Below are 20,846 nucleotides of genomic sequence, written 5' to 3' on the forward strand. Positions count from 1 at the left end.
CTACAGTGTCCTGCCGCCGGCATCGTCAGAAGCCCAGCAGGGCCTTGCCGAGGGCGAACACCGGCAAGGCCGCGAGCACGCCATCGATGCGGTCGAGAATGCCGCCATGCCCCGGGATCAGGTCGCCCGAATCCTTGACGCCCGCGTGGCGCTTGAGCAGGCTCTCGAACAGGTCGCCGACCACCGAGAACAGCACCGCGGCCAGCGCCACCAGCGCGACCGCCGGCAGCTGCGACGGTGGCGCGCCGGCGAACTGCGAGAACGCCATGCCAACCACGATGCCGGCGACCACGCCGCCGACCAGGCCCTCGATGGTCTTGTTGGGGCTGACCAGCGGCGCCAGCTTGCGGCTGCCGAATACCCGGCCGCCGAACTTGCGTCCGGCGAAATAGGCGCCGGTGTCCGCGGCCCAGACGATCGCGAGCGCGGTCAGCAGCCAGCGGTGACCGTTGGGCTCCTCGGCATGGATCCACGCCAGCGCGCACCACGCCGGGATCACCGCCAGCGCGCCGGCGGCGAGCTTGAACACACGCGCATGGGTGTCGTGGTCGCTGGCGAACTTGTAACGGCCCAGCCACAGCAGGGCCAGCAACCACCAGATCACGCCGATCACCGACGCAAGCTTGAACAGCACCAAGGTGAAGCCCGCGCTCCAGCGCGACGCCCACACGATCGCCACCATCACCCCCAGGTTGGCGACCAGCAGCACCGTCCGCGCCAGGGTGTCGTCGATCTCGGCCAGGTCGAACCATTCCCACAGGCCTGCCAGGAACAGCACCGCGGCCAGCGCCATCATCCACTCGGTGGGCAACAACAGGATCGCCGCGATCGCGACGGGGGCCATCACCAGGGCGGCGAGGAAGCGGGTTCGGGTCATTCAGCAATCTCATCATGGATACGGCACCCGGATATCGCGAGTGCCTTCCAATTTCCCTCCCTCGCAACGCGGGGGTGGGCAAGGGTGGGGGGAGTTGATTCGGCCGATCTCAAGCTAGGTTGGTTCCGAACCGATAGGCATGGCCGCGACCTGGGCGCCGGTCAGGCCGAATCGGCGTTCGCGGCTTGCATAGTCATCCAGGGCGCGCCGCAGTGTCGCCGCATCCAGCTCCGGCCACAACGTTTCGGTGAACCACAGTTCGGTGTAGGCCAACTGCCAGAGCAGGAAGTTGCTGATCCGGAAGTCGCCGCCGGTGCGGATGAACAGATCCGGCGCGGGCAGCTCCGCCAACGCCATGCGCGAGGCGAGCGCGGCTTCGTCGATGGCCTCGGGCGCCAGCCGGCCGGCGGCCACGTCGAGTGCCAGCGACCGGGCCGCCTGCGCGATGTCCCAGCGTCCGCCGTAGCTGGCAGCGACGGTCAGGTGCAGGCGCGTGTTGGCCAGGGTGCGCGATTCGGCCGTGGCCATCTGCCGGCGGATCGGTTCGGCGAAGCGCTCGCGCTCGCCGATGAAGCGCACCCGCACGCCGCGGCGGTCGAGTTCGTCGACTTCGCGTTCGAGCGCGTTGAGGAACAGCTTCATCAACGCGCCGACCTCGTCCTCGGGCCGGCCCCAGTTCTCGCTGGAGAACGCGAACAGGGTCAGCGCCTCGATGCCCTGTTCGAGGCAGAAATCGATGCAGACGTTGACCGCGCGCGCGCCGGCGCGGTGACCGATCACGCGCGGGCGGCGACGGCGCTGCGCCCAGCGTCCGTTGCCATCCATGATGACGGCCAGGTGGCGCGGGAGGCGTGCAGGGGCGGTGGGCATGGCGCCGATGGGGGAACCTGTGGGTCGGGAGGTTGCGAGGCGGGATACGGATTCGCGCGATGGTCGCGCTCGGGGCATGCGTCTGGACGCACTCGCCGCAGCGCTCGTGTAGCGGACCTGCGGCGCGCGGATAAGTTCAGCGCTGATCGCGATCCTGCCCGGGTCGCGCCGGCCGGATCGCGGTGGATCAGACCGCCATCAGCTCCTGTTCCTTGGCACGCACCACCTCGTCGACGTTCTTGATCGCGTCATCGGTGACCTTCTGGATCTCCAGTTCGCTGCGGCTGGCCTCGTCCTCGGTGATCTGCTTCTCCTTCAGCAGTTCCTTGACCTGGCTGTTGGCGTCTCGGCGGATGTTGCGGATCGCGACCTTGGCGTCCTCGCCACCGGCGTGCACGTGCTTGGACAACTCCTTGCGGCGCTCCTCGGTCAGCGGCGGCAGGTTGAGGCGGATCACGGTGCCGGCGGTATTCGGGGTGATCCCCAGGTCGGAGGCAAGGATGGCTTTCTCGACCGGGCCGACCATCTGCTTTTCCCACGGCGTGATCGTCAGCGAACGCGAATCGGTGACCGAGACGCTGGCGACCTGGGTCAGCGGCATGTCGGAGCCGTAGTAGTTCACCTTGAGGTGATCGACCAGCGCGGTCGAGGCGCGCCCGGTGCGGACCTTGACCAGGTCGTGGCGAAAGGCTTCGACGCTTTTGGCCATGCGGGTCTGGGCGTCTTTCTTGATGTCGTTGAGCATCGCGCGCTCCGATCTGGTGACTGAATCGCGCGATTATAGGCGAATCGCCGTGGGCAGCCGCCGCGGTGCCGCGATCGGGTCGTCGGGGAGGCCGTCCCGGGCGCTAATGCCCGTGCGGCGCGCGGTCGTGGCGGTCGTGCTCGCAGGCCTGGCCATGTTCGACCTGCAGGGTGGGGTGGTTGATGCCGAAGCGGTGATCGAGCGCGTGGTTGAGGCGGTCGATGAACGCGTCGTGCTCGTCGTCATGGGGGCGGACCAGGTGCGCGGTCATCGCGATCTCGCCGGCACCCAGCGACCAGATGTGCAGGTGGTGCACCGCGGTGACGCCGGGCTGCGCCGCGAGGAACTCGCGTACCTGCGTCTGATCGATCGCTCGCGGCACCGCATCCATCGCCGCGTCGAAGCTCTCGCGCAGCAGCCCGAACGCGCCGATCGCCACCACCGCACCGATCAGCAGCGCCGTGGCCGGATCCAGCCAGGTCCATCCCAGCCACCACATGCCCGCACCGGCGATCACCGCGGCCAGCGACACGGCCGCATCGGCCACCAGGTGCAGGAATGCGCCGCGGCGGTTGAGGTCGTGGGCGTGGCCATCGCGAACGAACCACGCCGCGCCCAGGTTGACCGCGATGCCCAGTGCCGCCACCAGCATCACCGGTAGCGCCGGGATCTCCGGCGGGGCAGTGAAACGCCTGACGGCTTCCCAACTCAACGCGCCCGCGAACGCCACCAGCAGCAACGCGTTGGCCAGCGGCGACAACAGCGTCGCGCGCCGCCAGCCGTAGGTGTGGCGGTCGGTCGGGGCGCGCTTGGCGATTACCGCCGCGCCCCAGGCCAGCCCCAGGCCGAGCACATCGCCAAGGTTATGCAGCGCGTCGGACAGCAGCGCCAGCGAATTAGTGGCGAAGCCGTAGCCGGCCTCGATCGCGGTGTAGGCCAGGTTGATCAGGGTGATCGCGGCAAACGCGCGGGTGCCGCTGGCGAAGCCGTGGTCGTGGCTGTGCGAATGGCTGTGCGAATGACTCATCGGCCGATCGTGCCACGCGGGCGTGGCCGGATACCATCGTGTAGGGCGGGTTTCAACCCGCCGGTCTGGCAGTGCTGTAACCCGATCGGCGGGTCGAAAACCCCGCCCTACCGCGCCTCGTTGCGCCCCTGCACCAGCGTGCCGATGTTCTCTCCACGCAGGATCTTCAGCAGTTCGCCGGGCTGGCTCATGTCGAAGATCCGCAACGGCAGGTCGCTGTCACGCGCCAGCGCGAACGCGGCGGTGTCCATCACCTGCAGGTCGCGGGCGATGACCTCGTCATAGCTGAGGCGGTCGAAGCGCACCGCGTCGGCGTGCTTCTTCGGATCCTTGTCGTAGACGCCATCGACCTTGGTCGCTTTCAGCAGCAGGTCGGCGCCGATCTCGATGCCACGCAGGGCGGCGCCCGAATCGGTGGTGAAGAACGGGCTGCCGACGCCGGCGGCGAAAATCACCAGCCGACCTTTCTCCAGGTGGCGGATCGCGCGGCGGCGGATGTAGTCCTCGCACACGTCGTTGATCTTGATCGCGCTCATTACCCGCGCCTTGGCGCCGAGTTTCTCCAGCGCGTCCTGCATCGCCAGCGCGTTGATCACGGTGGCCAGCATGCCCATCTGGTCGCCGGTCACCCGGTCCATTCCGCCGGCCGCAAGCCCCGCGCCGCGGAAGATGTTGCCGCCGCCGAGCACCAGCGCGACCTCGGCGCCCGCCTGCTGGGCTTCGATCACCTCGCGCGCCAAGCGCCCGATCACCTTCGGATCGATGCCGTAGTCCTCGTCCCCCATCAACGCCTCGCCGGACAACTTCAACAGGATGCGGCGGTAGGCGAGCTGGGACATGGGGACCTCGTGGGGGAAGCAAACGCCGGGATTGTAGCCGATGCCCCCTCGCGTGCGCCGCGGCGCCCAGCGGGTTGCGGCATGCCTCGCAGCGAGGCGGCAAGCCTGATTGGCGCATTGCGACGCGATAGCGCGGCAGTCCGGATGGGGTGCGGCGCCGCAAGCCGGGCGGGTCTGCTTGGCAACAAGCCCGACTAAAGAGAAAGGCCGCGGAATTCCGCGGCCTTTTTTGTCTCGCTTGCAACCGGTGGCTTACGCCAGGCCGGCCTGCTTCATCACTTCCGCGGCGAAGTCGTCGGTCTGCTTCTCGATGCCTTCGCCGACGGCGAGGCGGACGAAGCTGACCACTTCCGCGCCGGCGGCCTTGAGGGCCTGCTCGACGGTCACGTTGGTGTCGAGCACGTACGACTGGCCGGTCAGGCAGATCTCGTTGACGGTCTTGGCGATCTTGCCGGCGATCATCTTCTCGAGGATCTCGGCCGGCTTGCCGGTGTCCTTGACCTGCGCCAGGGCGATTTCCTTTTCCTTGGCGATGAAGTCGGCCGGGACGTGCGCCGGCGAGATGTACGGCGGGTTCATCGCCGCGACGTGCATCGCCAGGCCACGGGCGAGGTCGGCATTGCCGCCCTTGAGCTCGATCAGCACGCCGATGCGGCCGCCGTGGACGTAGGCCGACAGCACGTTGCCGCTGTCGACGCGGGCGATGCGGCGCACCTGCACGTTCTCGCCGACCTTGGCGATCAGCTCGGCGCGGGTTTCCTCGACGGTCTGGCCGGACGGCAGCTTGGCGTTCTTCAGCGCCTCGACGTCGGCGGCATCCAGCGCGGCCTGGCCGACGGCGTCGGTGAAGCCGATGAAGTTGGCGTCCTTGGCGACGAAGTCGGTCTCGGAGTTGATCTCGACCAGCACGGCCTTGCCGTCGGCCTGGGCGGCGACGATACGGCCTTCGGCGGCGATGCGGCTGGCCTTCTTGTCGGCCTTGGCCAAGCCGGTCTTGCGCAGGTAGTCGGCGGAGGCCTCGATGTCACCGTTGTTCTCGGTGAGCGCCTTCTTGCACTCCATCATGCCGGCGCCGGTGCGCTCGCGGAGTTCCTTGACCAGGGAAGCGGAAATTTCTGCCATGGGGATAGCCTCGAATCAGTTGTCGTTGCCAGCGTGGCGCGGGCCTGCGGATGTTCCGGGTTACGGAAGGCAGGTTCGTCGCGCTGGCGGTGACAGGAATGGGGATGGTGCGAACAACGCATGCAGCCGCGCACGGTGGCGCGGCTGCATGACAGCGGGCTTACTCGGCCGCCGGAGCGTCCGCGGCGGGAGCGGCTTCTTCGGTGGTCGCAGCAGCGTCGGCGGCCTTGGCCGGAGCTGGGCCCTTCTTGGCCGGGGCGCGGCCACGCGGGGCGGCCTTGCGGTCTTCCTTGGCGACCGGGTTGCCCTCGGCGTCCAGCTCGACCATGTCCTCGTCGCGCACGCCGACCATCGGCGCGGCGGCCTTGCCTTCCAGCACGGCGTCGGCGGCGGCACGGGCGTACAGCTGCACGGCGCGGATCGCGTCGTCGTTGCCCGGGATCGCGTAGTCGACCAGCTCCGGGTTGTAGTTGGTGTCGACCACGGCGATGACCGGGATGCCGAGCGTCTTGGCTTCCTTGATCGCGATGTCTTCGTGGCCGATGTCGATCACGAACAGCGCGTCGGGCAGGCGGTTCATTTCCTTGATGCCGCCCAGCGAGGCGAGCTTCTTCTCACGCTCGCGGCGCAGGCTGAGCACTTCGTGCTTGACCAGCTTCTCGAAGGTGCCGTCGGTCTCGGCCGCTTCCAGTTCCTTCAGGCGCTGCACCGACTTCTTCACCGTGGCGAAGTTGGTCAGGGTGCCGCCCAGCCAACGCTGGTTCATGTACGGCATGCCGCAACGCTCGGCCTCTTCCTTGATCGACTCGCGCGCGCTGCGCTTGGTGCCGAGGAACAGGATCATGCCGCGCTTCTGGGCGATGCCCGAGAGGAAGTTCATCGCGTCGTTGAACAGCGGAACGGTCTTCTCGAGGTTGATGATGTGGATCTTGCCGCGGGCGCCGAAGATGTACGGACCCATCTTCGGGTTCCAGTAACGGGTCTGGTGGCCGAAGTGGACGCCGGCTTCCAGCATCTGGCGCATGGTGATCTGGGGCATTGCTGTAACTCCAAGGCAGTGGAACCGGCCGCCGGATCGGGTAATGGCGACTGCCCCCGGGTTTGGACGGGGACTAGGTTCCGGGGTTGGGCCTCCCCGCTGCGCCGTGACCGAACCCTCTTGCGAAGGCACCCCGGCACGGGCTGTGGCAGCGGGTGTGAATTCACCGGTGACGCCCGGCGTGGGCGGCGTGGCAGGTACGGGACCGGCCACAAAGCCGTCGGATTGTAGCCGGCTGGGCAGGTGGAGGGCAACTCAAGGCCGGCTGGAGGCGTGGCAAGCCCCTGAATGGGGCGCTGAAATGGCGATTCAGGCGATAATGCCGCATGGCCATCACCATCAAGACCCCCGAAGAGATCGAGCAGATGCGCGTCGCCGGCCGCCTGGCCGCCGAAGTCCTGCAGATCATCGCCCCGCACGTCAAACCCGGCGTCACCACCGAGGCGCTGGACCAGATCTGCCACGACTACATCGTCAACGTGCAGCAGGCGATCCCGGCCAACGTCGGCTACAAGGGCTTCCCCAAGACCGTGTGCACCTCGGTCAACAACGTGATCTGCCACGGCATCCCCAGCGACGCCAAGGTCCTCAAGGACGGCGACATCGTCAACATCGACGTCACCGTGATCAAGGACGGCTGGCACGGCGATACCAGCCGCATGTACGTGGTCGGCGCGCCGTCGGTTATGGCCAGGCGCCTGGTCGACGTGACCCGCGAGGCGATGTTCCGCGGCATCCGCATGGTCAAGCCGGGCGCGACCCTGGGCGACATCGGCGCGGCGATCCAGGCCTACGCCGAATCCGAGCGCTTCAGCGTGGTGCGCGAGTACTGCGGCCACGGCATCGGCCGCGTCTACCACGAGGACCCGCAGGTGCTGCATTACGGCCGCGCCGGCGAGGGGCTGGTGCTGAAGCCGGGCATGACGTTCACCATCGAGCCGATGATCAACGAGGGCCAGCGCCACACCAAGCTGCTGCCCGACGGCTGGACCGTGGTGACCAAGGACCGCAAGCTCTCGGCGCAGTGGGAGCACACCATCGCCGTGACCGACACCGGCGTCGAGATCCTCACGCGGCTGCCGGGCGACGACAACGACCTATGAGCGACCCGGCCGCCGGCGCCGGCGATCGCCCTCCGAATCCGGCGCCGGCGGTGGCCGCCGATTCGGCGGAGATGGCGCTCGACGATGCCGGCTGGGCATTGCATGTGCGCCAGACGCTCAGCGCCACCGACGCTGAGCTCGCCAGCCGCTTCGATGCCAACCAGGATGTCGACCGCCTGCTCGCCGCACGCACCGCGGCGGTCGACGTCCAGCTGCGCGCCGCTTGGCAGCGCTGCATCGGCGATCACCCCGGGTTGTCGCTGTTCGCGGTTGGCGGCTACGGCCGCGGCGAGTTGTTCCCGCAATCGGACATCGACCTGCTGGTGCTGGCGCGCGAGGAGCCGGCCGGCCCGGACGAAACGCCCGCGGATTCCGGTGCGCTGGCGCGCCTGCTCGCGCTGCTCTGGGATGCCGGCCTGCCGGCCAGCCACGCGGTGCGCTCGCTCGCGCAGTGCACCCAGGCCGCGACCGACATCACCGTGTTGACCGCGTTGCTGGAGGCCCGTCCGCTGGTCGCCGATGCCGCGGCGTGCCAGGCGTTGCAGGCCGCGATCGCGCCGTCGCTGGTGTGGCCCGCGCAGGCGTTCTTCGAGGCCAAGCGCGAGGAGCTGCGCGCACGCCATGCCCGCTACGGCGACACCGCCGACAACCTCGAGCCGAACCTCAAGGAAGGCCCGGGCGGCCTGCGCGACGTGCAGACGCTGCACTGGATGGCATTGCGGATCATCGGCACCTCGGACCTGGAGTCACTGGTGGCGATGGGTCAGCTCGGCGCCGACGAGCACGCCACCCTGGAACGCCAGCGCCGCACGCTGTCGCGGCTGCGGTTCGGCCTGCACCTGGTCGCGGGCAAACGCGAGGAACGCCTGCGTTTCGATTACCAGAAGCTGCTCGCCGCGCGGCTGGGGCATGTCGACACCGGCGACAGCCTCGGCGTCGAGCAGATGATGCAGGAGTTCTACCGCAGCGCCGCGCTGGTGCTGCGCATCGGCGAGCGCGTGCTGCAGCGCTTCGAGGAACAGCTCGAAGGCGAGGCGGTTCCGCAGCCACTGGATGCCTTGTTCGAGTCGCGCCGCGGCTACCTGGCTGCACGCGATCCGGTCTGGCCGCGCACGCCCGATGCGCTGTTCGCGTTGTTCGCGGTTTGGGCCTCGCGCGACGACGTGCGCGGCCTGCATTCGCAGACCGCGCGCGCGCTGGCCGAGACCCTGCCGATGGTGCCCAGCTACGAGCAGGCCAGCGCCGCGCTGCGTGCGCGCTTCATGCAGCTGCTGCGCGGCCCGCGGCCGGTCGGCACGCTGACCCGGATGGCGCGGCTGGGCGTGCTCGGGCGTTGGATCCCGGCGTTCTCGAACGTGTCCGGGCGCATGCAGTTCGACCTGTTCCATGTCTACACGGTCGACCAGCACACCCTGGCGGTGCTCAAGAACATTGCCTCGTTCGCGTCGGGCGAGCCCGACGAGCGCTTCGCGCTCGCGCACGAGATCTGGCCGCGCCTGCGCAAGCCCGAGGTGCTGCTGCTCGCCGGGCTGTTCCACGACATCGCCAAGGGCCGCGGTGGCGACCACTCCGAACTGGGGGCGGTCGACGCACGCGAGTTCTGTCAGGCGCACGGCCTGTCCGAAGGCGACACCGCGCTGGTCGAATGGCTGGTGCGCCAGCACCTGCTGATGTCGATGACCGCGCAGAAGCAGGACATCGCCGACCCCGAGGTGATCCACCGCTTCGCGACCAAGGTCGGCGACCGCGAGCGGCTCGACCAGCTGTACCTGCTGACCTGCGCCGACATCGCCGGCACGTCGCCGAAACTGTGGAACGCGTGGAAGGACCGGCTGATGGCCGACCTCTACACCGCCACCCGCCTGGCCCTGCGGCGCGGGCTGGAGAATCCGCTCGCGGACCACGAGCGCGGCGCGGAGGCGCGCGCGGCCACGCACGCGATGCTGGCCGCGTTCGGTACCGGCGACGCGGAGATCGCGGCGCTGTTCGAACGCATGCCCGAGATCGGTTTCCAGCGCGGTCGCCCCGACCAGCTCGCGTGGCAGGCCGCGTCGCTGCGCGGGGTCGCCGTCGGTGGCACGCGGGTGCGCGCGCGCCGGGTCAACGAGCACCAGGGCGCGCTGGAGGTGTTCGTGCACTCGCCCGACCGCGACGGCCTGTTCGCCGCAATCGTCGCCACGCTCGACCGCTGCGGCTTGGCGATTCAGCAGGCGCGTGTGCTCGATGGACCGAACGCGACGATCTTCGACAGCTTCGAGGTGATTCCGACCGAGGCACGCAATCCCCCGGGCGCGGAGGAAGTCGAGGCGCGCCTGGCGCGGGCGCTGGCCGGCTCGCTCGACGCGGTCAAGCCGACGCGCCGCGCCCAGCCGCGCCACCTGCGCCATTTCCGCATCGCGCCGCAGATCGGCTTCGACGCCACCGCCAATCGCCGCACGCTGCTGAGCCTGGTGTGCACCGACCGCCCCGGGCTGCTCGCCGACGTGACCCAGGTGTTGCGCCAGCAGTCGTTGCGCGTGCACGACGCGCGCATCGCCACGTTCGGCGAACGCGCCGAGGACGTGTTCCAGATCACCACCGTGGACGACGAGGGGCGCGACCAGCCACTCGACGAGGTGCAACAGCAGGCGTTGCGCGATGCGCTGCGCGCCTGCCTCGAAGGAGACAAGCGATGAGCCCGACCACCAAGAAAGCCACCAAGAAGACCGCCAGGAAGAAGGCCGCGCCCAAGGGCGCCGGCATCGAGGAGATCAAGTTCATGGTCGAGAGCGCCTGGGAGCGGCGCACGATGCTGACCCCGGACGAGATCGACGGTTCCACCCGCCCCAGCGTGGAGCGCGTGATCGAAGGCCTGGAAAGCGGCGAGTTCCGCGTCGCCGAACCCGATGGCAAGGGCGGCTGGGCGGTCAACGAATGGCTGAAGAAGGCCGTGCTGCTGTACTTCCGCGTCAACGAGATGCAACTGGTCGAGGCCGACCCGGCGCCGTTCTGGGACAAGGTGCCGGCGCGCTTCGAGGACTATGGCGAGGGCGACTTCCGCAAGCTCGGCGCGCGCGTGGTGCCCGGCGCGATCGCACGCCGCGGCTGCCACATCGGCAAGGACGTGGTGCTGATGCCCAGCTTCGTCAACATCGGCGCGCATGTCGGGGCCGGCACGATGGTCGACACCTGGGCGACGGTGGGCTCGTGCGCGCAGATCGGCAAGCACTGCCATCTTTCCGGCGGCGCCGGCATCGGCGGCGTGCTCGAGCCGCTGCAGGCCACACCGACGATCATCGAGGACCACTGCTTCATCGGTGCGCGCTCGGAGGTGGTCGAGGGCGTGATCGTCGGCCACCACAGCGTGATCGGCATGGGCGTGTTCATCGGCCAGAGCACGCGCATCTACAACCGCATGACCGGCGAGGTCAGCTACGGCTACGTGCCGCCGGGCAGCGTGGTGGTGTCCGGCTCGCTGCCGGCCAAGGACGGCAGCCACTCGCTGTATTGCGCGGTCATCGTCAAGCAGGTCGATGCCAAGACCCGCGGCAAGACGTCGATCAACGACCTGTTGCGCGGATTGGCGGACTGATCCGGTCATGACGACGACCCTGTACGGCCTGTCGAACTGCGACAGCTGCAAGAAGGCGCGCAAGTGGCTCGAGCGCTTCGGCGTCGCGCATGTGTTCGTCGACTACCGCGACCGGCCGCAGTCGCCGGAAACCCTGGTCGAATGGAAGGAGCACGTCGGCGGCTGGGACCTGATGGTCAACAAGTCGTCGACGACCTGGCGCAACCTCGCGCCGCACCGCAAGTCGCCCGGTTCGGACGCGGAATGGAAGCTGCTGCTGCGCGAGTATCCGCAGCTGATCCGGCGCCCGTTGGTGGTGACCGACGATGGCTCGATCACGCAGGGCTTCAGCGACAACGGCTTCAAGCAGCGTTTCGGGATCGACAAGTGAGCGACGTCCTCGATCTCACCCGCGACCTGGTCGCGCGGGCGTCCGTGACGCCGGACGATGCCGGCTGCCAGGCGCTGATCGCGCAGCGTTTGCAACGCAGCGGTTTCCGATGCGAGCAGCTGCGCTTCGGCGTGGTCGACAACCTGTGGGCGGTGCACGGTAGTGACGGGCCGACGCTGGTCCTGCTTGGCCACACCGACGTGGTGCCGCCCGGGCCGCGCGAGGCCTGGGCCAGCGACCCGTTCGTGCCGGAGATCCGCGACGGCGTGCTGTACGGGCGTGGCGCGGCCGACATGAAAGGCAGCGTGGCCGCATTCGTGGTGGCGCTGGAGCGTTTCGTCGCTACCCATCCCGATCATCCCGGCCGGGTCGCGTTGCTGCTGACCTCGGACGAGGAGGGCGATGCGATCGACGGCGTGCGCAAGGTTGCCGAGACGTTCCGCGCGCGCGGCGAGCGGATCGACTGGTGCATTACCGGTGAGCCCTCGTCGACCACCCGCCTGGGCGACCTGCTGCGGGTCGGACGCCGGGGCACCTTGTCCGCGACGCTCACGGTGCGCGGGATCCAGGGCCACGTCGCCTATCCCGAGAAGGCGCGCAACCCGATCCACCAGGCGATGCCGGCGCTGGCCGAACTCGCGGCGCGGCGCTGGGACGACGGCTACGAGACGTTCCCGCCGACCAGCCTTCAGGTCAGCAACGTGCATGCCGGCACCGGCGCCAACAACGTGATCCCGGGCGAGATGCAGGTGCTGTTCAACCTGCGCTACAACCCGAGCTGGCGCGCCGAGCAGCTTGAGCAGCAATGCGAGGACGTGCTGCGTGCGCACGGTCTCGAGTACGAGGTGCGCTGGCAGCGTGGCGGCGAGCCGTTCTACACGCCCGAGGGCCCGCTGCGCGCCGCGGCGCGCGAGGTGCTGACGCGGTTCTGCGGCAGCGCGCCGGAGGAAAGCACCGGCGGCGGCACCTCGGATGCGCGTTTCATCGCCCCGCTCGGCGCGCAGTGCATCGAGATCGGCCCGGTCAACGCCAGCATCCACAAGGTCGACGAGCACGTGGCGGTGGCCGACTTGGAGGCGCTGCCGGAGCTGTACTTGGCGTTGATCGAGAAGATGCTCGCGTAGGGCGGGTTTCAACCCGCCGATGCGGTTGCGGTCGGTCCTTCCCGTAAGGACGTCGGGATAAAACCCACCCAACCTCAGCTGGGTGCCAGTTCCGACAACGCGCATGCAAACACCCGGTCGTCGCTGCCGTCGTGGCACGACGTCGTACCCACCGGCCTGAACCCCGACTTCTGGTAGAACCGCTGCGCCCGCAGGTTGTCCGGCTGCACGCCCAGCCAAACCGTATCGACATCCCGTGCCGCCATCGCCGCCGCTGCGGCGGACAGCAGCTTGGAGGCGATGTGGCGGCCATGAAATTCGCTGTCCACATAGATCCGCCACAGTTGCATCGGTCGCACGCCAGCCACGCACGCCGGCAGCGGCCCGGACCGCAGCTGCAGGTAGCCGACCGGCGCACCCGCGACCAGCGCGAGCAGGGTGACGATGTTGTCGCGCGCGATCTCCGCGGCCTTGCCCGCGGGCGAAAAATCGCCGCGCTCGCTTTCGGGCAATCCGGAAGTGCGAAACGCCAAGGCCGCCAGCCCGCCCGCATCGGCCGAGGTCGCCTGCCGGATGACCGGCGCTGGCTCGCCGGCGTCTGCGTCGTGGGTCACCGGGACTGGCCGGGTTGCGATGGGACGAGATGCAACGTGTGCTGCACCGCACCCGGCAGGAACGGCGTCGGCCGCCCGTGCACCCAGTCGTCATGGCCCGCGCCCCAGAACGGCGACAACGGGTGGCCGCTCTGGCCGCCGGGCATGTGGATGATGCCGTCGGCCTCGTGGCCGGGCGACACCACCATGCGTTCGGACGCGCCCATGTCCGGTGTCTGCACCCGCGGCATCGCGGTGTCGCCGCGCAGTGGCTCGAACGGCATGCACAGCGCGCGCCGCCCGAATGCGGGCAGCGCGCCGGCGAGTGGGTGGCAGATCCTGGCGGTGTTGCGTTCGCCCCAGCTGCGCTCGGCCAGCGGGCCTTGCGCGGCCAGTTCATCGCGCACGTCGCGCGCCGCGTCCTCGAGCAACGCATCCCAACTCGCGAACCGGCTTGGCAGCAGGTGGGCCGGTCGCTGGGTCAGCAGCGGCCAGGCGACGCCCTCGAGTTGCGGCAGCGCGGGCAATTCGAACTCCGCGCCCAGTGCGGTCCGTGCCGGGGCGGCCAAGCCTTCGGCGATGCGCTCGTGCACTTTCAGACGCCAGGCGCGGACGATCCGGTAGCTGACCGAGTCGGCGGTGGCGTGGGGCTGCCAGGTGCTGGCGGCGCGGGACAACTGCTGCAGCGCAGGCGAGCGCGCCCGCGTCGCCGTGTCGCCCAGCAACTGCCACCAGCGCCGCAGGAAAAGCGTGCGGTCGTCGAGCTGGATCGCGAGCAGGTCGCGCTCGCCGAATCGCTGCTGCGCGAACAACCGATCGCGGATCTGCCGCGCGCGTGAGCCGAGCACGTAGCCCCCGTCGCCGATCCGCTGCAAAGCCTCGCCATCGACGACGCGGCTGTTGGCGGTCCACGCGCGCCCGGACGCCGGAAGGAGGATGGGCGTGCCGGCGGTTTCCAGTGCCCAGGGATCGCAGGCCGTGTCCGCGGGCCGGAGGCTTGCCACCGGCGTCGATACGCAGTCCGCGCTGCGTTGCGGCAACGGGCCCAGCAACCGCCAGGCGATCTCGCCCGAGCGATCGCCCACGACCAGATTCTGCGCCGGCATCGCCACGGCATCGGCCAACTGCAGCACTTCGCGCAGCGAGCCGGCGCGGGAAAAATCCGCCAGCGCGAGGCTGAGCGAGCCGGGCAGGTGCGCGACCCAGCGCAAGGCCCACGCTTCGCCGTCGGCTTCGCGATGCAGGATCGGGCCCCACGCGGTCTCCTCGACCTCGACGTCTACCGGTTGGGCGCCGACGACGGTGATGCGTTCGCGATGCGCGGTCACGCGCGCGCAAGGCGCCGGTGTCGAACCTGGGGTGCACGGTCGCACGCGTTGCCAATCCAGCCAGTCGCCGTAGCTGTTGGTGAAGCCCCAGGCGACGTGGCCGTTGCTGCCCACCACCATCGCCGGCAGGCCGGGCAGGGTGAAGCCGGCCACGTCGACCCGGCCCTGCGGCGCGCGCGCATCGGCGTAGCGCAAGCGCGCGCGGAACCAGATGTTGGGCGCGCGCAGGGTCAGGTGCATGTCGTTGGCGACGATCGCGCGACCATCGGCGGTCAGCGCGCCGGAGACGGCGAAGTTGTTGCTGCCCAGTTCCGGGGGTGACGGCAGTTGCGCCGCGACCTTGCCGGCGGATGCCGGCAGGCGGCGCAGGTCGAGCGTGGTCGCGTCCGGCAGCACCGCATCGCCGCGCGGGGTGCCCATCATCGGCGCGTCCCAGCTGCTGCCGGCGTGGGTCAGCAGCGTGAACAACGCCGGCGGCAGGTGCGGCTTGAGTTTCCACAACGCCAGCTCGCGCGCGTTGTCCGCGTCGTGCAGGTCGAAGTACATCGCGTAGCCGGCCAGCGCGGTATCGGCCAGCTGCCACGGGTCGGGTTGCGCGCGCAGCAGCAGGTAAGGCCACGGCCGGGACTTGAGACCGGCGAGGCCGGCGTTGACGCCGTCGACGTAGGCCTGCAGCACCGGCCGATGGTTGCCGGCGATGCCATCGAGTTGCTGCGCCACCCGCGCGCGCATCCGATGCATGCGGTGGCGCTTGTCGGTATCGACCGCGATCGGGCCGAACAGCGCGGCCAGTTCGCCTGCCGCCGTGCGGCGCATCAGGTCCATCTCGAAGTAACGTTCCTGCGCGTGCACGTAGCCCAGTGCGCGCATCGCATCGCGTTCGTTGGCAGCCTCGATGGTGACCACGCCCAGCGCATCGCGCGTGACCGCGATGGGCGCCGACAGTCCAGGCAATGCCAGCTCGCCATCGAGTTGCGGCAGGCTGCCGCGCAGCGCGAGCCACGCGGCGAGCCCGAGCACCAGCAGCAACGCCAGCAAGCCGATCGCGATGCGTCGGGTCCATCGGGTGATCGGTCGCGCCATGTGCCCCTCCTGGCCTGCGAGCTTAGCCCAGGCCTGTTGCCGGCCCGGCCGTGGCCGGGCGCGAATTCCTGCCTCGGGGGTGCTTGCGGGCGGCGCCCGGATCGCGCAGGATCGGCCCATGCGCTCCCCGTCCGCCACCACCCGCCAGACCCTCGCCCGTGCCGGGTGCGCAGGCGTCGGCGTCGGCGCGCGCAATAACCGCAATAACAACGTCAGCCTCCCGCAGGCCGGCGATTAGCGCGCGACAACCACGCTCATCGTTCTCTCCGGCCTGCACTGCGAAGTGCGGGCTTTTTTGTTTTTGGCGGTGGCGGTATTTGTCGTTCGTCCTTGAACAAGAGCCCGGCCATCCCTGGCCGGGGATCCAACAGGAAAATCCATCCCAGGAGCCTTGCATGTGTTCGATCCTCGGAATCTTTGGCCTGCAGCCCGGCGACGACATCGTCGCGCTGCGCCGGCAGGCGTTGGAGCTGTCGCAACGGCAGCGCCACCGCGGGCCGGACTGGAGCGGCGTGCATGTCGACACTGGCGCGATCCTCGTGCACGAGCGCCTCGCGATCGTCGACCCGGCCGGCGGTTCGCAGCCGCTGCGCACGGCCGACGGGAAACTGGTGCTGGCGGTCAACGGCGAGATCTACAACCACCGCGAGCTCGAGCAGCAGCTGCGGCAGCCGTACGCGTTCCAGACCGGCTCGGATTGCGAGGTGATCAACGCCCTGTACCGCGAGGACAGCGACGTGGGCGCGTGGTTGAACCGGCTCAACGGCATCTTCGCGTTCGCGCTGTGGGACCGCGAACGGCAGCGCTACCTGATCGCGCGTGATCCGCTCGGCGTGTGCCCGCTGTATTGGGGCCACGACAGCCACGGCCGCGTCTGCGTCGCCTCCGAGATGAAGGCGCTGGTCGGGCTCTGCGCCGACGTCGCGCAGTTTCCGCCGGGCCACTACTTCGACAGCGCCAGCAACGCGCTGGTGCGCTACTACGCCAAGCCGTGGCGCGACTACGACGCAACCCGGGGCGTCGCGGTGTCAAAGCAGGAACTGCGCGAAGCGTTCGAGCGCGCCGTGCACCGGCAGCTGATGAGCGACGTGCCCTACGGCGTGCTGCTGTCCGGTGGCCTGGATTCCTCGCTGGTCGCGGCCTGTGCCGCCCGCTTCGCGCGCCATCGGATCGAGGAGGACGACCGCGCCGAGGCGTGGTGGCCGCGGCTGCACTCGTTCGCGATCGGGCTGGAAGGCTCGCCGGACCTCGCGGCCGCCGAAGTCGCCGCCAAGGCGCTGGGCACCGTGCACCATGGCTTCAAGTACACCTTCGAGGAGGGCCTGGACGCGCTGCCCGAGGTGATCCGCCACGTCGAGACCTACGACGTCACCACCATCCGCGCGTCGACGCCGATGTTCCTGCTGGCGCGTCGGATCAAGGCGATGGGGGTGAAGATGGTGCTGTCGGGCGAGGGCAGCGACGAGATCTTCGGTGGCTACCTGTACTTCCACAAGGCGCCCAACGCGCGCGAGTTCCACGAGGAGACCGTGCGCAAGCTCGACGCGCTGCACAACTACGACTGCCTGCGCGCCAACAAGTCGATGATGGCCTGGGGAGTGGAGCCGCGGGTGCCGTTCCTGGATGTCGAGTTCCTCGACGTGGCAATGCGCATGGACGCGCAGGCGAAGATGATCGCCGGCGGCGACTCTCCCGCGCCCGACGGCCGCCGGCGCATCGAGAAAGCGGTGCTGCGCGAGGCGTTCGAGGGCTACTTGCCCGACGAAATCCTGTGGCGGCAGAAGGAGCAGTTCAGCGACGGCGTCGGTTACGGCTGGATCGACGGGCTCAAGGCACACGCCGAAGTGCATGTCAGCGACCGCGAGTTCGCCGCCGCGGCGAGCCGCTTCCCGGTCAACCCGCCACAGACCAAGGAGGCGTACTTCTACCGGCGCCTGTTCGAGCAGAACTTCCCGGGAGCGGCGTGCGCGCAGACGGTGCCGGGTGGCAAGTCGATCGCCTGCTCGACCCCGACCGCGATCGCGTGGGACGCGGCGTTCGCGAGCGCCGCCGACCCGTCGGGACGGGCGATCGCGGGGGTGCACCAGGCGGCGTTGGCGGGGTAGGGGACGCCGGCGAAAAGGTTTCCGTAGGCGGGTACCGCGGGCGTGCGCACTGATGCCGCACCTCAGCGCTGCGGCCGCGGCCCGCCAGCTTCGGGCCACTGCTGCGGCACCCGCCGCAAGCCGTCCAGCGAATAGCCCAACGCCTGCAGGCGGGCCACCGCCGCGGTGTACTCGGCCTCGGGCAAGGTCGGGGTGCGCGCCATGATCCAGGCGTAGTCGCGCTTGCTGCGGCCGACGATGGTCTGGGTGTAGCCCGGATCGACGTGCACGATCACGTACTCGGCCTTGATCGGCCAGACGAACTGCATGCCCCACACCGCGTTGCCGGTCCCCGGCCGCACGAAGCCGCGCGGCCGCATGGTTTCCAGTGGCCGGTCGAAGCCGCCGTCGCGGAACCGGAAGGTGGTCTGGATCGAGCCGTCGGGCTGCAGCGCGTAGGACTCGATCGCGTTGTACGCGTCGCGCTCGGGACGACTGGGGATGTGCGCGATGACGTACCAGTCGCCCATGAAGCGCGCCAGGTCGACTTGCTCCACCGGCGCGATGGTCGGCGGCGCGGACGCGCAGGCAACGCCGAGCGCCCCCAGCAGGGATGCGAACAAGACGCGGAGCGGGCGGGTAGTGGACATGGTCGGATTCCTCGGCAGGGTGCGGGTCAAGCCCGCTCGCGGGTGAAGCGGTAATGGGCCACCATCCATTGCTCGCCATCGGCGTAACCAAACAATTCGGCGCAGGCCATCCAGAACATCCGCCAGCGCTGGAACCACAACGGCGCCGCGCTGCCGTAGGCCTGCTCGAGGATCGGCATCAGCACGTCGCGGTTGCGGTCCTGGGCCTGCAGCCAGTGGTTGGCGGTGCGTTCGTAGTGGCGTCCGTCCACCAGCCAGCGTTGCTCCAGGTGCAGCGCGCGCTGGAACCATGCCAGGGTGTCGGCCGACGGCATGAGGCCGCCGGTGAAGAAGTGCCGGCCCATCCAGTTGTCCCCGCCCTGCGTCTCGAACGGATACAGCGCGGTGCGATGGCAGAAGATATGCACGAACAGCTTGCCGCCCACGCGCAGCCAGCCACCGATGCGCTCGAGCAGGGTGTCGTAATTGCGCATGTGCTCGAACATCTCGATCGACACGCAGCGGTCGAACTGCGCGGCCTGCAGTTGCAGCCGGTTGACGTCGCAGGTCAGCACGCGGACGTTGCCGACACCGCGTTCGCGGCAAAGCGCTTCGATGAATTCCCGTTGCGGCCGCGAGTTGGACACCGCGGTGATGCGGGCGTTGGGGAACCGCTGCGCCATCCACAGCGTCAGCGATCCCCAGCCGCAGCCCAGTTCGAGGATGTCCTGACCGTCGGCCAGTTCGGCGCGTTCGCCGTACAGCGCCAGCATCGCCTCCTCGGCCTGCGCCAGGGTCTCGTCGCCGCTGGGGTAGTAGCACGACGAGTACTTCAGCCGGGGCCCGAGGCAATGCGCGAAGAACTCCGGCGGCAGTTCGTAGTGCTGGCGGTTGGCGACATCGGTATGGATCGCCACCGGGCTCTCGCGCAGCATCGCCAGCCGGGCATGGAAGCGTTGCGCCTGCGCTTCGGGGCCGCCGGCCAGTTCCTCGCGCAGGCGCTGCGCGCACAGGCGGCGCATGCCCAGCCTGAGCACGGCATCGGGTAGCAGGCCACGTTCGGCCAGGCCGAGCAGGCCGGGGGCGGGCTGGTCGGTCGCCAGCGCCAAGGTATCGAGTGCCGCGGTCATGGGTCGTGTCTCGCAGGGGGTTTGGGAAACCATGGAAAGAGCATCGGCGTGGTCCGCTGGTACTCGCGGTAGTCCTCGCCGCGCGTGCGCAGGGCCTGCGCCTCGGTGAACGGGATGCCGCTGATCCAGCGCAGGAACACGTACATCACCAGCGGGCCGACCCAGGCCAGCCACCACCACGGCGACCCGATGGCCAGGAACACGTAGGCGAACCAGTGCAGCCACTCGAAGAAGTAGTTGGGATGGCGCGAGTAGCGCCACAGCCCGGCGCGGCAGGTCCTGCCACGGTGTGCGGGATCCGCGCGGAACCGCGCCAGCTGGGCGTCGGCGATCGCTTCGCCGGCGACGCTGACCACCCAGGTCGCCACCCCCGCGGCCAGCCAGGGCGTGAATCCGGACACCGGATTGAGCGCGACCGCGAGGAACGGCAGCGCGAACAGCACCACCAGCAAGGCCTGGAACTGGAAGAAGGCGAACCAGTTGACGTCGTCCTGGTGCCAGAGCGTGCGCAGGTGTGCGTAGCGGCCGTCCTCCGGCTCGCCACGGACGCGCCGCCACAGGTGCAGGCCCAGTCGCAGCCCCCAGGCGCCGCCCAGCAGCGCCAACAGCAGCCGCGGCAGCAACGCGCCCGATCCGAGCACCGCCATCAGCACCGCCGCGCCGCCGACGCCGAGCGACCACAGCACGTCGACGATCCCGGCGTTGCGGCGGCGACGCTGCCACAGCCAACCGCCGGCCTGCGCAAGCGCGGCAAGCGCCCACACCAGTATCAGGGTCTGCAAGGCGCTCATGGCACGCCCCGCGCATCGGCGAGTGACGTCGCATGCCGGCGCCAGTGCTGCGCGAGCGCGGCCAGCAGCGGCATCGCGACCGCCCAGCCCAGCGCCAGCAGCGCGAGCGCGCGCCAGCCCGGTTCAACGAAGCTCACCGCGTCGAACCCGCGCGCGGCGGCAAGGTAAGCCAGCGACCCGCCGACGGCGCCGAAAACCGCGGCGATCCGATGGTGGCCGCGCAGGAACGCCAGCGAATGATTGAGGGTCATCGCGAACGCCGCCCACACCGCCAGGATCCAGGCCGGCGCGAACAACGCCGGCGCGGGGGATGCGTAGCGCAGCCAGCCGCTGGCGGCGAGCAGGCCATCGAACAGCATCCCGATGGCGAGCGCGCACACCACCAGGCGCGCATCGGAATCGCGTTGCGACGAAGCCAGCCATTGCGCAGCGACGAAGACCAGCGCGACAGCCGCAGCGGTCCACGGCTCGCCGCGTGCGGCGCTGACCACCGCGACGAACCACACCACTTGATAGCCAATCGCGTTCGCCCAGAAGCGCAT

At 69.5% G+C, this 20,846-nt stretch carries 19 protein-coding genes; 6 read left to right on the forward strand and 13 right to left on the reverse strand.

Features of this window, described 5'->3' with window-relative positions; translation table 11 throughout:
* Positions 1–25: 25 nt before the first annotated feature.
* The 7 genes from ACFQZQ_RS00430 to rpsB all read right to left on the reverse strand — a co-directional run bounded on the left by ACFQZQ_RS00430 (position 26) and on the right by rpsB (position 6,519).
* Entirely contained in the window at positions 26–877 is an 852-nt protein-coding gene (locus ACFQZQ_RS00430) for a phosphatidate cytidylyltransferase (protein WP_386810722.1), read from the reverse strand.
* 114 nt (positions 878–991) lie between these two features.
* Positions 992–1,747 carry a polyprenyl diphosphate synthase gene (gene uppS, locus ACFQZQ_RS00435; RefSeq protein WP_386810723.1) on the reverse strand — a complete coding sequence of 252 codons (756 nt, stop codon included), beginning with the start codon at positions 1,745–1,747 and terminating at the stop codon, positions 992–994.
* 187 nt (positions 1,748–1,934) lie between these two features.
* Complete coding sequence (gene frr / locus ACFQZQ_RS00440) at positions 1,935–2,492, reverse strand: ribosome recycling factor (RefSeq protein ID WP_386810724.1); 558 nt, start codon at positions 2,490–2,492, stop codon at positions 1,935–1,937.
* A 103-nt stretch (positions 2,493–2,595) separates the two neighbouring features.
* Entirely contained in the window at positions 2,596–3,519 is a 924-nt protein-coding gene (locus tag ACFQZQ_RS00445; RefSeq protein ID WP_386810725.1) for a cation diffusion facilitator family transporter, read from the reverse strand.
* A 107-nt stretch (positions 3,520–3,626) separates the two neighbouring features.
* Positions 3,627–4,358: a UMP kinase gene (gene pyrH, locus ACFQZQ_RS00450; protein ID WP_386810726.1), complete on the reverse strand. Its 732-nt coding sequence runs from the start codon at positions 4,356–4,358 to the stop codon at positions 3,627–3,629.
* Positions 4,359–4,610: 252 nt separating this feature from the next.
* Positions 4,611–5,480 (reverse strand): translation elongation factor Ts, encoded by an 870-nt coding sequence (gene tsf, locus ACFQZQ_RS00455; protein WP_386810727.1) that lies wholly within the window; start codon positions 5,478–5,480, stop codon positions 4,611–4,613.
* Between the two features lie 160 nt (positions 5,481–5,640).
* Positions 5,641–6,519 carry a 30S ribosomal protein S2 gene (rpsB, locus tag ACFQZQ_RS00460; protein ID WP_386810728.1) on the reverse strand — a complete coding sequence of 293 codons (879 nt, stop codon included), beginning with the start codon at positions 6,517–6,519 and terminating at the stop codon, positions 5,641–5,643.
* A 326-nt stretch (positions 6,520–6,845) separates the two neighbouring features.
* Here rpsB and map point away from each other — a divergent pair, with 326 nt between their 5' ends.
* From map to dapE, 5 genes are read left to right on the forward strand one after another with little or no spacing between them, the layout of a single operon-like run.
* On the forward strand, positions 6,846–7,622 hold the full coding sequence (gene map / locus ACFQZQ_RS00465) for a type I methionyl aminopeptidase (RefSeq protein ID WP_386810729.1): 777 nt from the start codon (positions 6,846–6,848) through the stop codon (positions 7,620–7,622).
* Positions 7,619–10,297, forward strand: coding sequence for a [protein-PII] uridylyltransferase (gene glnD, locus ACFQZQ_RS00470; RefSeq protein ID WP_386810730.1), 2,679 nt, complete (start codon positions 7,619–7,621; stop codon positions 10,295–10,297). The genes map and glnD overlap by 4 nt, the downstream gene beginning before the upstream one ends.
* Complete coding sequence (gene dapD, locus ACFQZQ_RS00475) at positions 10,294–11,193, forward strand: 2,3,4,5-tetrahydropyridine-2,6-dicarboxylate N-succinyltransferase (protein WP_386810731.1); 900 nt, start codon at positions 10,294–10,296, stop codon at positions 11,191–11,193. Before glnD ends, dapD begins: the two co-directional genes overlap by 4 nt.
* A gap of 7 nt (positions 11,194–11,200) precedes the next feature.
* Positions 11,201–11,563 (forward strand): Spx/MgsR family RNA polymerase-binding regulatory protein, encoded by a 363-nt coding sequence (locus tag ACFQZQ_RS00480; RefSeq protein WP_386810732.1) that lies wholly within the window; start codon positions 11,201–11,203, stop codon positions 11,561–11,563.
* Positions 11,560–12,687: a succinyl-diaminopimelate desuccinylase gene (gene dapE / locus ACFQZQ_RS00485; RefSeq protein WP_386810733.1), complete on the forward strand. Its 1,128-nt coding sequence runs from the start codon at positions 11,560–11,562 to the stop codon at positions 12,685–12,687. The genes ACFQZQ_RS00480 and dapE overlap by 4 nt, the downstream gene beginning before the upstream one ends.
* Before the next feature lie 74 nt (positions 12,688–12,761).
* On the opposite strand, the gene ACFQZQ_RS00490 is transcribed toward dapE, so the two are convergent.
* Together ACFQZQ_RS00490 and ACFQZQ_RS00495 are read right to left on the reverse strand one after the other, a co-directional pair.
* Positions 12,762–13,280 (reverse strand): GNAT family N-acetyltransferase, encoded by a 519-nt coding sequence (locus ACFQZQ_RS00490; RefSeq protein ID WP_386810734.1) that lies wholly within the window; start codon positions 13,278–13,280, stop codon positions 12,762–12,764.
* Positions 13,277–15,670, reverse strand: a complete 2,394-nt coding sequence (locus ACFQZQ_RS00495; protein WP_386810735.1) for a penicillin acylase family protein — start codon at positions 15,668–15,670, stop codon at positions 13,277–13,279. The genes ACFQZQ_RS00490 and ACFQZQ_RS00495 overlap by 4 nt, the downstream gene beginning before the upstream one ends.
* 395 nt (positions 15,671–16,065) lie before the next feature.
* On the opposite strand from ACFQZQ_RS00495, the gene asnB reads away from it, so the two are divergent.
* The gene (gene asnB / locus ACFQZQ_RS00500; RefSeq protein ID WP_386810736.1) at positions 16,066–17,775 is read left to right on the forward strand and encodes an asparagine synthase B; all 1,710 of its coding nucleotides are present in this window, start codon (positions 16,066–16,068) and stop codon (positions 17,773–17,775) included.
* Positions 17,776–17,837: 62 nt separating this feature from the next.
* Here asnB and ACFQZQ_RS00505 read toward each other — a convergent pair whose 3' ends face one another.
* From ACFQZQ_RS00505 to ACFQZQ_RS00520, 4 genes are read right to left on the reverse strand one after another with little or no spacing between them, the layout of a single operon-like run.
* Positions 17,838–18,404: a lipocalin family protein gene (locus ACFQZQ_RS00505; protein WP_386810737.1), complete on the reverse strand. Its 567-nt coding sequence runs from the start codon at positions 18,402–18,404 to the stop codon at positions 17,838–17,840.
* 26 nt (positions 18,405–18,430) lie between these two features.
* On the reverse strand, positions 18,431–19,513 hold the full coding sequence (locus ACFQZQ_RS00510) for an SAM-dependent methyltransferase (protein ID WP_386810738.1): 1,083 nt from the start codon (positions 19,511–19,513) through the stop codon (positions 18,431–18,433).
* On the reverse strand, positions 19,510–20,304 hold the full coding sequence (locus ACFQZQ_RS00515; RefSeq protein WP_386810739.1) for a DUF1295 domain-containing protein: 795 nt from the start codon (positions 20,302–20,304) through the stop codon (positions 19,510–19,512). The genes ACFQZQ_RS00510 and ACFQZQ_RS00515 overlap by 4 nt, the downstream gene beginning before the upstream one ends.
* Positions 20,301–20,846, reverse strand: a complete 546-nt coding sequence (locus ACFQZQ_RS00520) for a DUF2878 domain-containing protein (protein WP_386810740.1) — start codon at positions 20,844–20,846, stop codon at positions 20,301–20,303. The genes ACFQZQ_RS00515 and ACFQZQ_RS00520 overlap by 4 nt, the downstream gene beginning before the upstream one ends.

The organism is Lysobacter koreensis, from assembly GCF_042677045.1.
Taxonomy (GTDB): domain Bacteria; phylum Pseudomonadota; class Gammaproteobacteria; order Xanthomonadales; family Xanthomonadaceae; genus Lysobacter_K; species Lysobacter_K koreensis.

Excerpts from the sequence above, each read along its gene's own strand:
- frr (WP_386810724.1), bottom strand. The coding sequence starts at position 2,492 with ATGCTCAACGACATCAAGAAAGACGCCCAGACCCGCATGGCCAAAAGC.
- ACFQZQ_RS00520 (WP_386810740.1), bottom strand. The coding sequence starts at position 20,846 with ATGCGCTTCTGGGCGAACGCGATTGGCTATCAAGTGGTGTGGTTCGTC.
- ACFQZQ_RS00495 (WP_386810735.1), bottom strand. The coding sequence starts at position 15,670 with ATGGCGCGACCGATCACCCGATGGACCCGACGCATCGCGATCGGCTTG.
- glnD (WP_386810730.1), top strand. The coding sequence starts at position 7,619 with ATGAGCGACCCGGCCGCCGGCGCCGGCGATCGCCCTCCGAATCCGGCG.
- ACFQZQ_RS00505 (WP_386810737.1), bottom strand. The coding sequence starts at position 18,404 with ATGTCCACTACCCGCCCGCTCCGCGTCTTGTTCGCATCCCTGCTGGGG.
- pyrH (WP_386810726.1), bottom strand. The coding sequence starts at position 4,358 with ATGTCCCAGCTCGCCTACCGCCGCATCCTGTTGAAGTTGTCCGGCGAG.
- rpsB (WP_386810728.1), bottom strand. The coding sequence starts at position 6,519 with ATGCCCCAGATCACCATGCGCCAGATGCTGGAAGCCGGCGTCCACTTC.
- ACFQZQ_RS00445 (WP_386810725.1), bottom strand. The coding sequence starts at position 3,519 with ATGAGTCATTCGCACAGCCATTCGCACAGCCACGACCACGGCTTCGCC.
- ACFQZQ_RS00515 (WP_386810739.1), bottom strand. The coding sequence starts at position 20,304 with ATGAGCGCCTTGCAGACCCTGATACTGGTGTGGGCGCTTGCCGCGCTT.
- ACFQZQ_RS00480 (WP_386810732.1), top strand. The coding sequence starts at position 11,201 with ATGACGACGACCCTGTACGGCCTGTCGAACTGCGACAGCTGCAAGAAG.
- map (WP_386810729.1), top strand. The coding sequence starts at position 6,846 with ATGGCCATCACCATCAAGACCCCCGAAGAGATCGAGCAGATGCGCGTC.
- tsf (WP_386810727.1), bottom strand. The coding sequence starts at position 5,480 with ATGGCAGAAATTTCCGCTTCCCTGGTCAAGGAACTCCGCGAGCGCACC.
- asnB (WP_386810736.1), top strand. The coding sequence starts at position 16,066 with ATGTGTTCGATCCTCGGAATCTTTGGCCTGCAGCCCGGCGACGACATC.
- dapD (WP_386810731.1), top strand. The coding sequence starts at position 10,294 with ATGAGCCCGACCACCAAGAAAGCCACCAAGAAGACCGCCAGGAAGAAG.
- uppS (WP_386810723.1), bottom strand. The coding sequence starts at position 1,747 with ATGCCCACCGCCCCTGCACGCCTCCCGCGCCACCTGGCCGTCATCATG.
- ACFQZQ_RS00430 (WP_386810722.1), bottom strand. The coding sequence starts at position 877 with ATGACCCGAACCCGCTTCCTCGCCGCCCTGGTGATGGCCCCCGTCGCG.
- ACFQZQ_RS00510 (WP_386810738.1), bottom strand. The coding sequence starts at position 19,513 with ATGACCGCGGCACTCGATACCTTGGCGCTGGCGACCGACCAGCCCGCC.